Source organism: Fictibacillus sp. EA-CB0309, from assembly GCF_055814265.1.
The window spans coordinates 1920330-1932625 of record NZ_CP169271.1; the positions used below are offsets into that span (position 1 = coordinate 1920330).

Below are 12296 nucleotides of genomic sequence, written 5' to 3' on the forward strand. Positions count from 1 at the left end.
TCATGAGAGCAAAGGAGGGAAATATATGCATCGCGGTAAAGGAATGAAGTTTGTCGGTGACTCTCGTGTCCCTGCTGAGCGCAAGCCGAATATACCAAAAGACTATTCGGAGTTTCCAGGAAAAACGGAAGCGTTCTGGCCAAACTTTCTTTTAAAAGAATGGATGGTAGGAGCTGTATTCTTGATTGGATACCTCGTACTGACAATCGTCCATGAATCTCCTTTGGAGAAAAAAGCAGATCCTACCGATGCTGGATATATTCCTCTACCAGACTGGTACTTCCTATTTTTATACCAGCTTCTGAAGTACAAGTATGCGGCAGGGGATTATGTTCTTATCGGTACTGTTATCATACCGGGTCTTGCATTTGGTGCGTTAATGTTGGCGCCATTCCTGGATACAGGTTTGGAGCGACGACCTTCTAAACGTCCAATCGCAACAGGATTAATGTTATTAGGTTTGATTTCTGTTACATATTTAACATGGGAATCCGTTGTGACACACGATTGGGAGAAAGCAAAGACACAAGGTAAGATCGTTGATGTAAGTTTTGATGAAAACGATCCTGGATATAAGATTTACCAACAGCAGAGCTGTGTTGGCTGTCACGGTAACACGTTATCAGGCGGAGCATCTGGACCATCCTTGATCGGAACAGGTTTAAAGCCTGAAGAAATCATGAAGATCGCAAAAGAAGGTAAGCCGCCAGGCATGCCGCCTAATGCGTTTAAAGGTTCTGATGATGAGCTAAAACAATTAGCTGAATTCATCTCTAAACTAGAACAGAAGTAACAGTTAGAAGCCGGCTCGGTATGGGCCGGCTTTTTTCTGAATGAAGACGAAACATAGCAAACAAAAAGGAGTATGTGATTATGTCTTGGATTCGAGCGATCATCATGGATCGCATGTTCTTACTACCACTTCTTCTGATCAACATACTAGGCACGATCTACGGATACTACTGGTACCTTTACCAGCTGCAAGACACACCTTGGTACTTCTTGCCGTTCGTACCCGATAGCCCAACAGCTTCTCTATTTTTTGTTTTTGTCATCATCGGTTTTTTGATGAAAAGACAGCATGGGTGGATCGAGGCATTGGCTGTCGCAACCCTTTTTAAGTACGGTATATGGGCAGTAGGTATGAACCTAGGTGGTGCTTTTGTAGGTACACCGTTAGATCTTATCAACTATATGCTTATCTTTTCTCATCTTGGCATGGCCGTTCAAGGCTTGTTGTATGCCCCTTATTATAAAATTAGGGGTTGGCACGTGGCACTTGCTGCAATTGTCCTGTTTCATAACGAGATTATTGACTATGTGTTTGATATGATGCCAAGGTATGACATTCTTGATCCGTATCAAGACATGATCGGATACTTGACCTTTTGGTTATCTGCGTTATCCATCTTTATTGTTTGGAAAATGAGAAAAGCATAGAACACGTTCCAATTCCTTATTTATAGGTCTATCCTTGTCCCAGCTCTCATACGTTTTAAGTATAAGGGTACAGGAGGGACAACGGATGAGAAGGTTTGGATGGGCATTGATGGTTCTCTGTATGTTTTTTGGACTTGCTATGCCAGCATTTGCATCAAATCATACAGAAGCAAAGGAATGGTCTGAGATAAATGAGCTAACGAGTGAGATCTGGGAGCTTGGTAAAATAGAACGGTATGAAGAAGCGGCTGGTGTGTTAGCGTTCACTTCTTCTAACATCACCCATATAGACGATGTTTTGTCCTTAAGACCGGAGCAACAGCGTATCGTTGAAAACACGTTCGCTGATGCTGTATCTTCTCTTCAGAATCCACAGTGGTCAAAAGAAAAAAGCTAAATAAGCTAACCGAAGTTCGTTTATTAGTGGATGCCCTTCAGACCGATTATGAACCGTTATGGAAAAAAACTGGGTTAATGATGCTTGAGCCTTTTATCACGATGGAAAAAGGAATAAGCGAGGATGATTCTGTGGCATTTCATCAGGCAGCTAATCTTCTGCTTGAACGGTACGAAACAGTCAGACCAGCTCTGATGGTCGATCTTAAAGATGAGGATCTTCAAAAGCTAGATGAACACGTCTCTTACGTTGATGCTAACCGCAGTAAGATTCTAAAGGATACCGCCCATCAAAAACAGCTTGAGACAGCTGCTGCTGATTTTGAAGCACTGTTCTTCGCAAAAAAAGATAATTCAGAGCCTTCATTGTTTTGGTTAATATTCTCTATTGGTGGAATCATATCTTCAACATTAATATATGTGGGTTGGAGAAAATACAAAGGTGATCAAGAAGAAAACTTGCGTGTTCCAGATAAACGTTGATGTCATGCATATTCTTTGACAAACATTGAGTTGAAAACGTAATATATAATTAACAAAAAGCTTTTTATATGGAGGAATGCCAACAATGGGTGGATTTTTAATCTACTTCGCAATTTTGCTTATTGTTCCAATCTGGGCACAGATGAGAGTGAAAAGCACGTACAAAAAGTATTCGAAAGTAAGTAACAGTACAGGAAAGACTGGTGCAGAAGTAGCACGAGAGATTTTAGACCAAAACGGACTTTATAGCGTACAGGTTGAACCTGTTAGGGGAATGCTTTCTGATCATTACGATCCTCGCAGTAAAGTTGTACGTTTATCAGAAGATAACTATTACGGAAGTTCGATTGCAGGTGCCGCTGTTGCTGCTCACGAAGTAGGACATGCGATTCAAGATGCGGAAGGATATGCGTTCTTACGATTCAGACATGCCCTTGTTCCTGTCGCAAACATCGGTTCGAATTTTTCGTTTTTCTTAATACTTGGCGGTATGCTGTTAAGCTCAATGAATATGTTCCTTCTAGGAATTATCTTCATGTCAGTAGCTGTATTGTTCCAATTCGTAACATTGCCTGTAGAATTTAATGCAAGCTCACGTGCGATGGACCAGATTGTTTCAACAGGATTGATTCGCAACAACGAGGAACGCGGCGCACGTAAAGTGTTAAACGCTGCTGCACTAACTTATGTTGCAGGTGCTCTTGTAGCATTACTGGAACTAGCGCGATTCATCTTCATGTTTTTAGGCATGAATCAAGACGACTAAAACGAAAACTCCCGAAAAATTCTTTCGGGAGTTTTTTTATCTGCCTATAGGGTTCTTATCAGCATCAAGTGTAAAGCCTTCACCGATTACTTCATGTACATCATTAACCGTAACGAAAGCATGTGGATCGATTCTCTCAATAACCTGCTTTATACGGACGATCTCATTCTTTGCAATCACACAGTACAGAACCTCACGGATGTTGCCAGTAAATGAACCTTTACCATTTAAAATGGTTGCACCTCGGTCTAACTCTTTAATGATATCAGCAGCGATCTCTGTGTTTTTATCTGAGAAGATCATCACTGCTTTGCCAGCATAAGCACCTTCTTGCATAAAATCGATCACTCGCGCACCGATAAATACGGCAACCAACGTGTACATCGCTTCTCTGTAATCCAGATAGACAAGGGAGATTGCAATGACAACAAAGTCAAAGATAAACATCGTCTTACCCATGCTCCAGCCTAAGAACTTATGGCCAAGTCTCGCGATAATATCAACTCCGCCTGTCGTACCACCGAATCTAAAGATAATTCCTAAGCCTACTCCGATAAATACGCCTGCGAAAAGAGCAGCTAGCGTCATATCTTCCTTAAGATCAATGGTAACAAAGGAAAAACGCTGAAAAATAAATAAAAAGACAGAAACAGCAACCGTTCCGATTACCGTGTAAATAAAAGCATTTCTTCCAAGCAGTTTCCATCCGATAAAAAACAATGGAATGTTTAGTGCCAGGTTAGAGTATGAGGGATCGATTGAAAATAGAAAATAAAGAATGAGTGTGATCCCAGTAAAACCACCTTCTGCTAAGTTGTTTGTCATGTTAAAATGGACGATTCCAAACGAAAAGATAGCAGCTCCGAACAGGATGAAAATGATATTTTTTAGTTTGATTGGATAACTCATAAAATGCCTACTTTCCTTCTAAATACGACTTTCGTCTTCAATCATGCCTTCCTATTATAAGCAAAATTTCATGAAATTTGTCAAACAGAAAAATTACCGATAACATAAAGAAGAATAATATAGAATGAGGAGTGTCAACATCATGGCCAATCGTACCTTAAAAGAGAGTCAGGACGTTGTAGATCAATACATATCACAATTTAAAGAGGGCTATTTCAGCCCGCTAGCTATGCTTGCAAGATTAACAGAAGAATTAGGCGAACTTGCTCGTGAAGTGAATCATCATTATGGAGAGAAACCAAAAAAATCAACAGAAGATGCAAAGACAGTTGAAGAAGAACTGGGCGATATGTTCTTTGTTTTAATTTGTCTTGCAAACTCATTAAATATAGATTTAGACGAAGCGCTGAGTACGGTGATGAACAAATTTGAAACACGCGATAAAGACAGATGGACACGAAAAGAAGGAGAGTTAGACTCATGAATAACATTAAAATTATACTAGCGGGACCACGCGGGAAAATGGGACAAGAAGCATTAAAGATGATTGAGGAAACACCTCATTTTGAACTAGTGGCAGCTGTTGATTCAAAAAATGATGGATTACAAGTAAAAGACTTATCAGGAGCTCCAGAGTCAATGGAAGCTCCCGTTTATGATGATATGGAAAACTGTTTACAAGCAGTAGAGGCAGATGTAGTTGTAGATCTAACGCGCCCTGACATTGGTAAGAAGCACCTTGAGATGGCACTAAACCATGGCCTTCGTACGGTTATTGGTACAACTGGTTTTACCAATGATGACCTAGAACGTCTAACGATGCTCGCTGAAGAAAAGAATACAGGTGCCATAATTGCTCCAAACTTCGCGATTGGTGCGATTCTGATGATGAAGTTCTCTCAGATGGCAGCGAAGTATCTGCCAGATATCGAGATCATCGAGAAGCATCATGATCAAAAGCTAGATGCCCCTTCAGGTACAGCTTTAAAGACCGCTCAGCTTATTACTGAGGTACGTGAAGAGAAAAGACAAGGTCATCCAGATGAGAAAGAAGATCTAACGGGCGCAAGAGGCGCAGAACTAGAAGGAATTAGGATTCATAGTGTAAGATTGCCTGGTCTAGTGGCTCATCAAGAAGTTATTTTCGGCGGAGAAGGACAAGTGTTAACGATTCGACATGATTCGATGAACAGAACTTCTTTCATGCCTGGAGTCAGACTGGCAGTTGAAAGTGTAATGAACTTAGAAGGTCTTGTTTATGGCCTTGAAAATATTATGGAATAAGAGGGGATACTATGAGAATAGCTCTTATTGCGCACGATAAGAAGAAAAACGATATGATCAATTTTACCGTCGCCTATGCACCAATTCTAAAGGATCACACTTTGTTTGCGACAGGCACGACAGGTTCAAAGATTCAGGAAGCTACAGGTCTCGATATAAAACGATTTCAATCAGGTCCTTTAGGCGGAGATCAGCAAATTGGTGCATTGATTGCTGAAAATGATCTAGACCTTGTTCTCTTTTTTAGAGATCCACTAACAGCACAGCCTCATGAACCAGATGTATCGGCATTAATGCGTTTATGTGATGTGTATCAAATTCCGCTTGCGACAAATGTTGCATCAGCAGAACTTTTTATTCGATCACTCGAGCGAGGAGATCTCGATTGGCGAAAAATTATAGATGAAAGAGAGTCAGAGAAAAAATGAACGTTGATACCTGGCTTGCCTTTGGTGCTCATGCTGATGATGTAGAAATTGGTATGGGAGCTACAATCAAACAAGAAACTGAAAAAGGCCGAGAAGTGGTTATCTGTGACTTAACAGAAGCAGAACTTTCATCAAACGGCACAGTTAACATTCGTAAAAAAGAGGCTAAAGAGGCAGCTGAATTATTAGGGGTAACAAACAGGCCGAACTTACGGTTACCAGACAGAGGACTTTATTTGCAGCATGACTATATTTTAAAGTTGATCTCCGTTATTCGAGAGCATAAACCTCAGTATGTGTTTGCTCCCTATTGGATCGACCGTCATCCAGACCATGGCAACTGCGCTCGTCTTGTTAAGGAAGCTGTCTTTTCTGCTGGAATCAAAAATGTGAAGGACCCAAAAAACTTGCCAGCTCATAAAGTGAAAAATATTTTTTACTATTTGATCAATAGCACGGAAAAACCACAACTGTTCGTGGATGTGAGCACTTCGTATTCTTCTAAGATTGATGCGTTAAAAGCATATCCATCTCAGTTTATTAAAACAGCAGACAGCGTGGATACTCCGCTCACAAACGGGTATATCGAACGTGTGGAAAACCGTGACAAGCTATTTGGACTAGAAGCTGGCGTATCTTATGCAGAAGGCTTCATACCAGAACAAACTTTTGTAACCAACAATTTATAAGGAGTAAGCCATGACGTTAAAAATAGGTATCACTTGCTATCCGACTGTAGGCGGATCTGGAGTGGTTGCGACAGAACTAGGAAAACTTTTAGCAGAAAAAGGACATGAGATCCATTTTATTACGTCTAGTGTTCCTTTTCGTTTAGGAAAATTTTATCCTAATATCTTCTTTCATGAGGTAGAAGTGAACCATTATTCTGTGTTCAAATATCCGCCTTATGACTTGGCGCTAGCGAGCAAGATGGCAGAAGTGGCGAAAAGAGAAAAGCTTGACCTTCTTCATGTTCATTATGCTGTACCTCATGCTGTTTGTGCCGTATTAGCCAAACAGATGCTGAACGATAACATCAAGATTGTCACAACCCTTCACGGAACAGATATTACGGTGCTCGGATACGATCCGTCACTTAGTGAAATGATCAAGTTTGGTATCGAGAAATCGGATGTGGTTACATCTGTTTCTCATCAACTAAAAGCAGATACTTTAGAGCTATTAAATATCAACAAAGACATCATACCTGTGCATAACTTTGTAGATGAAAGAGTTTATTACAGAAGAAGCAATAATGCTGAATTAAGACAAACGTACGGAATTGATGAGAACGAAAAAGTAATCGTTCATATCTCTAACTTTAGAAAAGTAAAAAGGTTAGAAGATGTGATCAAATCGTTTGCTTTGATTCGAAAAGAGCTTTCTTCAAAGCTAATATTAATTGGAAACGGCCCCGAACTAACGACTGCTTGCGAGCTGGTGCGTGAGTTAGATATTGAAGATGACGTTTTGTTCTTAGGAAAACAAGAAAATGTGGGCGAATTGTTCTCCATTTGTGATCTGAAACTTCTTTTATCAGAAAAAGAAAGTTTCGGGCTCGTTCTGCTTGAAGCGATGGCTTGCGGTGTACCTGTAATTGGAACAAATATCGGTGGTATTCCTGAAGTAATTGTTGATGGTGAAACAGGATATATGGTGGAAGTAGGAGATCCAGAAGCGGTGGCAGAAAAAGCCGTTGCGCTTTTACGTGACAAAGAAAAGCTGACCCTTTTTAGAGAAAATTCGGTAAGACATGTAAAAGAGAACTTTTTATCAGAGAGAATCGTCTCGATCTATGAAGATATCTATTATTCTTTATTAGAGGATCACTCCGTATGAACAAAATGTTTCAAGAAGCTTTGCCTGTTTTAAAGCGCTTGGAAGACGAAGGGTATAGAGCTTATTTTGTCGGCGGCTGTGTGCGTGATTTTTGTCTAGACCGGCCCATCAAAGATATTGATATCGCAACGAGTGCAAGACCTGAAGAGGTACAAAGAATTTTTCCAAAGACCATTCCTGTGGGGATTGAGCATGGAACAGTCATTGTCCGATATAATCATGTTTCTTATGAAGTAACGACTTTCAGGAAAGAAGACAAATATGAAGACTTTAGAAGACCTTCAAAAGTATGGTTTGTCGATGATCTAAAAGAAGATCTCTCTAGAAGAGATTTTACATTTAATTCGATGGCGATGGATACATCATTTCACTTGATTGATCACTTTGGAGGAAGAGATGATCTTAAGCTCGGACAGATCTGTACAGTTGGAGATCCTCATCTGAGATTTTCAGAAGATCCGCTCCGTGTTATGAGAGCTTGCCGTTTTATGAGTGTATACGACATGAAGATAGAACTTGAGACAAAGAAGGCGATCGAAAATAAAGCCCCTTTGCTTAAAAAATTTCAACTGAACGCATTTCCATTGAGTTCATTAAACTGCTCCAAGGCGTGCAGGCAGGTCATGCACTTGATTTTATGAAACAAAGCGCTGTGATGAATTATCTGCCTTTTCCTTTAAAAGAAAAAAGAAGTGCAGGCTACTTAGGATTTGAGTGGACCTTACTACAAACAGAGCATCAATGTTGGGCTGCCATCATCCTTTTATCACATGTCAGTGATTCACGAGAATTCTTGAAACGTTGGAAACTTCCCAACACGACAACTAAAAAGTCTTAGCGCTGTTAGCCGCTTATGAAGTGAAAACGTGGAGAAAGATTGATTTGTATCGAACAGGGCTTTCCACTGCGTTAGAGAGTATGACGTTAAAAAGCACGATAGAAAATGTATCTTATGAACATGAAAAGCAAAATCTTCAAAAGCTAGCTAGCGAGATTCCAATTTCATCTAGAAAAGATATTCCGATAGACGGTGAAGAAATACTGAACATCAAACAAAAAGCACCAGGTGTCTGGTTAGGTAAACTCCTCGACGAGATGGAGGAAAAAATCGTTAAGGGAGATCTTAGCCTCTCAGAAAATGTGCTTAAGGATTGGGTAAAAAGGTGGGAGCCATAATGAAAGAAGCACTATTGCATATGCTTTCAGAAAACGAGGGAGAGTTTGTATCTGGTCAAGAGATCAGTAATAAACTCAACTGTTCCAGAACGGCAATATGGAAGCACATATCAGAACTTCGTAAAAGCGGTTATACGATAGAAGCGGTTCAAAAGAGGGGATACCGATTGGTTACTTCACCAGACCTTGTTACCGCAGAAGAAGTATCTTTATACACGGGTAACGGAACGTTCGGAAAAAAGATCACGTACAAATCCTCTGTTAAAAGTACGCAAGAGATTGCGCACAGTCTAGCAAGAGACGGAGCAGCTGAAGGAAGCATCGTGCTTGCGGATGAACAAACAGGTGGAAGAGGCAGATTAGGAAGAGCTTGGCAGTCGCCAGCTGGGACTGGCGTTTGGATGAGTCTGATTTTAAAGCCTAATATTCCGCTTCAAAAAGCGCCGCAGCTCACATTGTTGATTGCGGTTGCCGCTTCAAAAGCGATTGAAAGAGTTTCTGGTCTTGAAGCGGCTATCAAATGGCCGAATGATATTTTAATCAACGGTAAGAAGACAGCAGGTATTTTAACAGAGCTACAAGCAGAAGCGGATTCCATCCATTCAGTGATCGTAGGGATCGGGATGAACGTCAATCAAGAAAGCGAGCATTTTTCAGATGAGATCGCTCAGATTGCAACAAGTCTTGCGATTGAAGGCGGACAAACGTACAAGCGAGCTGAAGTGATCGGTGTGCTTCTGCAAGAAATCGAAACATTGTATCACCAATATCTCGAACAAGGATTCGGTGTGATTAAGCTGTTATGGGAAGCGAGAGCATTCAGCTTAGGTAAACGAATTACAGCGAGATCTGTAACGGGCTCTATAACAGGTTATGCAAAAGGAATCACAGAGGAAGGTGTATTGCTGTTAGAAGATGATACGGGCAAGGTACACTCGATCTATTCTGCTGATATTGAAATTCCTTCTCCTTAGGATAAGTACGTGATAAAATAAAATCGTAGGCGGTATCCGTGTGGAACTGCACTAAGTTTGTCTAGTTTTACCCACAAACCTTATATCTGCCTAGATCCAAAATTAGGACCGGGACAGAGGGAGCAAACAACAAAAGTCTAGGATGTTTTCCTATGCCTTCTTCCTCTTTGGAAAGAAGGTTTTTTGCACTTTCTGGCCCTGTTAGTTAAAGGTAATTTCCGTATGCTTTGTTGCTCTTGAATGTAGTTGATTTCCGCTTCAGGTTGCTAGCTTTCCGTGGGGCGACCGGTGAGCCCCTTGCCGCTTCGCGCCATTAAGAGTCTCACCTGACCGCTCGTCCCGCAGGAGTCGGCAACCTTGCGCTACAATCAACTTTCGAGGAGGATTTAGGTTCCAAATAGCAATTATCCTTTATAAAGAACCTAACAAAAAAACTCATTAGCAACTTCTTATGGAGATAGCCAAACAAAAAACAGGGAGGCTTTATGATGAAAACTACTAAAAGTTTTCTTAAGATGAAAAGAGACGGCAAAAAAATCACGATGGTAACCGCTTATGATTACCCTACGGCTGTTATCTGTGAAAAAGCAGAGATGGATCTTTTGTTAGTTGGAGATTCTCTAGGCATGGTTGTATTGGGCTATGAATCCACGATACCCGTAACGATGGATGATATGATTCATCATACAAAAGCGGTAAAACGCGGTGCACCGAACACGTTTATCGTAACAGATATGCCTTTTATGACGTATCACGGTTCGATCGATGAAACGTTGAACAACGCACGCCGAATTCTACAAGAAAGCGGTGCGTCTGCTGTCAAAGTAGAAGGCGGCAAACAAATCGTTCAGACTGTTGAGCGTTTAACAGACGCTGGAGTTCCTGTAATGGGACATCTCGGCCTCACGCCGCAGATGGTTGGTGTTATGGGTGGTTATGGTGTTCAAGCGAAAGAAGAAGCAGATGCAGCGAGACTTATAGAAGAGAGCCTTCTGCTCGAAAAAGCAGGGGCGTTTGCCATCGTTTTAGAGTGTGTTCCGCAGCAGCTTGCCGAGATCGTAACCAAAAAACTGTCCATTCCTGTAATCGGCATCGGTGCAGGGAAACATACGGATGGGCAAGTACTTGTTTATCACGATATGATTGGCTACGGGTTTCACCATGTACCAAAGTTTGTGAAGACCTATGCTAATGTGAAAGATATAATGGTCGACGGACTTTTAAAATATAAAGAAGAAGTAAAAACTCAGCAGTTTCCAGAAGAAAACCACAGTTTTAATATGAAATCTGAAACGCTTGACTCATTGTACGGAGGAGTAAAATCATGAAATTGATCAACCGCATCCAAGACATTCAGACACTTATTTCAGAAGAAAAAAGTCAGGAAAAACAGTAGGATTCGTACCTACGATGGGGTATCTGCATGACGGCCATCTCTCGCTCATCGAACGCGCGAAAAAAGAGTCTGATGTGATTGTAGTCAGCATCTTTGTGAATCCACTTCAATTTGGGCCGAACGAAGACTTTGACAGATATCCGCGAGATCTGGAACGAGATAAACAGCTCGCTTTAGATGCTGGAGCAGACGTATTGTTTTTCCCTGACACGAAAGAGATGTATCCGGATGAGCCTGTTGTTACCGTTTCTGTTAACAAAAGAGTGGATGCATTATGCGGAGAGACCCGGGTAGGGCACTTTGACGGAGTAGCAACTGTACTTACTAAACTGTTTCACATTGTTTCTCCTGACTTTGCTTATTTTGGACTGAAAGACGCACAGCAAGTGGCGGTTGTTCAAGGGCTTGTTGACGATTTCAACTTTCCGGTAAAAGTGATCGGCTGTGAGACGAAACGAGAGTCAGACGGCCTTGCAATGAGTTCAAGAAATGTGTATTTAACGGAAGCAGAAAGAAAAGAAGGTATCCACTTGAATCAATCATTATTAAAAGCTAAGAACTGGCTTTTGGACGGTGATAGTGGTGAGACCGAACAAAAGATGATAAAATACTTGGAGGAACATACGAGCGGTTTTGTTGAATATTGCAAGATTCTATCGTATCCTGAACTTCTTCCTCCAACACCAGATTCAAAAAAATTGATTATTGCGGTCGCTGTTAAATTCAGCAAAGCCCGTTTGATTGATAATGTCATCATAGACAACATTTTAACGAGACAAGAAAGTGGGGAAGAAACATGTTCCGTACGTTAATGAAAGCTAAAATCCACCGTGCAACGGTAACTGAATCTAACTTAAATTATGTAGGTAGCATCACGATTGACGAAGATATTTTAGATGCAGTTGATATGATTCCGAACGAAAAAGTGCAAATTGTAAATAATAATAATGGTGCGCGATTTGAAACGTATATCATCCCTGGAAAACGAGGTTCTGGTGTAATGTGCTTAAATGGCGCAGCAGCTAGACTCGTTCAAGAAGGCGATACCATTATCGTTATATCTTACGCGATGTATGATGAAACCGAAGCAAAACACCATGTACCTAAAGTAGCGATTATGGACAAAGATAATCGTGTGCATGAGATGCTCGGAGTTGAACCTGAGGCTACCATATATTAATTCTATAGAAACAGCCACAGGGGAA

At 41.0% G+C, this 12296-nt stretch carries 16 protein-coding genes and 1 pseudogene; 16 read left to right on the plus strand and 1 reads right to left on the minus strand.

Features of this window, described 5'->3' with window-relative positions; genetic code table 11:
* The first annotated feature begins 25 nt into the window (after nucleotides 1-25).
* The 5 genes from ACEWFH_RS10710 (at nucleotide 26) to ACEWFH_RS10730 (ending at nucleotide 3085) form a co-directional block, all read left to right on the plus strand.
* Nucleotides 26-793, plus strand: coding sequence for a menaquinol-cytochrome c reductase cytochrome b/c subunit (locus tag ACEWFH_RS10710; protein WP_289495325.1), 768 nt, complete (start codon nucleotides 26-28; stop codon nucleotides 791-793).
* An 80-nt stretch (nucleotides 794-873) separates the two neighbouring features.
* Entirely contained in the window at nucleotides 874-1440 is a 567-nt protein-coding gene (lhaT, locus tag ACEWFH_RS10715) for a lipoprotein heptaprenylglyceryl N-acetyltransferase LhaT (RefSeq protein WP_473727134.1), read from the plus strand.
* An 85-nt stretch (nucleotides 1441-1525) separates the two neighbouring features.
* The gene (locus tag ACEWFH_RS10720; RefSeq protein ID WP_473727135.1) at nucleotides 1526-1837 is read left to right on the plus strand and encodes a hypothetical protein; all 312 of its coding nucleotides are present in this window, start codon (nucleotides 1526-1528) and stop codon (nucleotides 1835-1837) included.
* Nucleotides 1816-2319, plus strand: a complete 504-nt coding sequence (locus ACEWFH_RS10725; RefSeq protein WP_473727136.1) for a sporulation protein YpjB — start codon at nucleotides 1816-1818, stop codon at nucleotides 2317-2319. Before ACEWFH_RS10720 ends, ACEWFH_RS10725 begins: the two co-directional genes overlap by 22 nt.
* Before the next feature lie 85 nt (nucleotides 2320-2404).
* Nucleotides 2405-3085: a zinc metallopeptidase gene (locus tag ACEWFH_RS10730; protein ID WP_328084590.1), complete on the plus strand. Its 681-nt coding sequence runs from the start codon at nucleotides 2405-2407 to the stop codon at nucleotides 3083-3085.
* Between the two features lie 36 nt (nucleotides 3086-3121).
* Here the strand turns inward: ACEWFH_RS10730 and ACEWFH_RS10735 are convergent, their stop codons facing one another.
* Nucleotides 3122-3994, minus strand: a complete 873-nt coding sequence (locus ACEWFH_RS10735) for a YitT family protein (RefSeq protein ID WP_473727137.1) — start codon at nucleotides 3992-3994, stop codon at nucleotides 3122-3124.
* A gap of 142 nt (nucleotides 3995-4136) precedes the next feature.
* Between ACEWFH_RS10735 and ACEWFH_RS10740 the strand changes: the two genes are divergently transcribed.
* The 11 genes and pseudogenes from ACEWFH_RS10740 (at nucleotide 4137) to panD (ending at nucleotide 12271) form a co-directional block, all read left to right on the plus strand.
* Complete coding sequence (locus ACEWFH_RS10740; RefSeq protein WP_473727138.1) at nucleotides 4137-4478, plus strand: nucleotide pyrophosphohydrolase; 342 nt, start codon at nucleotides 4137-4139, stop codon at nucleotides 4476-4478.
* Nucleotides 4475-5278: a 4-hydroxy-tetrahydrodipicolinate reductase gene (gene dapB / locus ACEWFH_RS10745; protein ID WP_473727139.1), complete on the plus strand. Its 804-nt coding sequence runs from the start codon at nucleotides 4475-4477 to the stop codon at nucleotides 5276-5278. Before ACEWFH_RS10740 ends, dapB begins: the two co-directional genes overlap by 4 nt.
* Before the next feature lie 11 nt (nucleotides 5279-5289).
* Nucleotides 5290-5706 (plus strand): methylglyoxal synthase, encoded by a 417-nt coding sequence (mgsA, locus tag ACEWFH_RS10750; protein ID WP_473727140.1) that lies wholly within the window; start codon nucleotides 5290-5292, stop codon nucleotides 5704-5706.
* Nucleotides 5703-6395 (plus strand): bacillithiol biosynthesis deacetylase BshB1, encoded by a 693-nt coding sequence (gene bshB1 / locus ACEWFH_RS10755; RefSeq protein ID WP_473727141.1) that lies wholly within the window; start codon nucleotides 5703-5705, stop codon nucleotides 6393-6395. Before mgsA ends, bshB1 begins: the two co-directional genes overlap by 4 nt.
* A gap of 10 nt (nucleotides 6396-6405) precedes the next feature.
* Nucleotides 6406-7545, plus strand: coding sequence for an N-acetyl-alpha-D-glucosaminyl L-malate synthase BshA (bshA, locus tag ACEWFH_RS10760; protein ID WP_473727142.1), 1140 nt, complete (start codon nucleotides 6406-6408; stop codon nucleotides 7543-7545).
* On the plus strand, nucleotides 7542-8186 hold the full coding sequence (locus ACEWFH_RS10765) for a CCA tRNA nucleotidyltransferase (protein WP_473727143.1): 645 nt from the start codon (nucleotides 7542-7544) through the stop codon (nucleotides 8184-8186). Before bshA ends, ACEWFH_RS10765 begins: the two co-directional genes overlap by 4 nt.
* Nucleotides 8187-8427: 241 nt before the next feature.
* Nucleotides 8428-8721, plus strand: coding sequence for an HD domain-containing protein (locus tag ACEWFH_RS10770; protein WP_473727144.1), 294 nt, complete (start codon nucleotides 8428-8430; stop codon nucleotides 8719-8721).
* Nucleotides 8709-9695 (plus strand): biotin--[acetyl-CoA-carboxylase] ligase, encoded by a 987-nt coding sequence (locus ACEWFH_RS10775; protein ID WP_473727145.1) that lies wholly within the window; start codon nucleotides 8709-8711, stop codon nucleotides 9693-9695. The genes ACEWFH_RS10770 and ACEWFH_RS10775 overlap by 13 nt, the downstream gene beginning before the upstream one ends.
* A gap of 488 nt (nucleotides 9696-10183) precedes the next feature.
* Nucleotides 10184-11023: a 3-methyl-2-oxobutanoate hydroxymethyltransferase gene (panB, locus tag ACEWFH_RS10780; protein WP_473727272.1), complete on the plus strand. Its 840-nt coding sequence runs from the start codon at nucleotides 10184-10186 to the stop codon at nucleotides 11021-11023.
* Nucleotides 11020-11903 (plus strand): annotated as a pseudogene (panC, locus tag ACEWFH_RS10785) (pantoate--beta-alanine ligase). The gene panB and the pseudogene panC overlap by 4 nt, the downstream one beginning before the upstream one ends.
* Entirely contained in the window at nucleotides 11888-12271 is a 384-nt protein-coding gene (gene panD / locus ACEWFH_RS10790; RefSeq protein ID WP_473727146.1) for an aspartate 1-decarboxylase, read from the plus strand. Before panC ends, panD begins: the two are co-directional and overlap by 16 nt.
* Nucleotides 12272-12296: the final 25 nt, after the last annotated feature.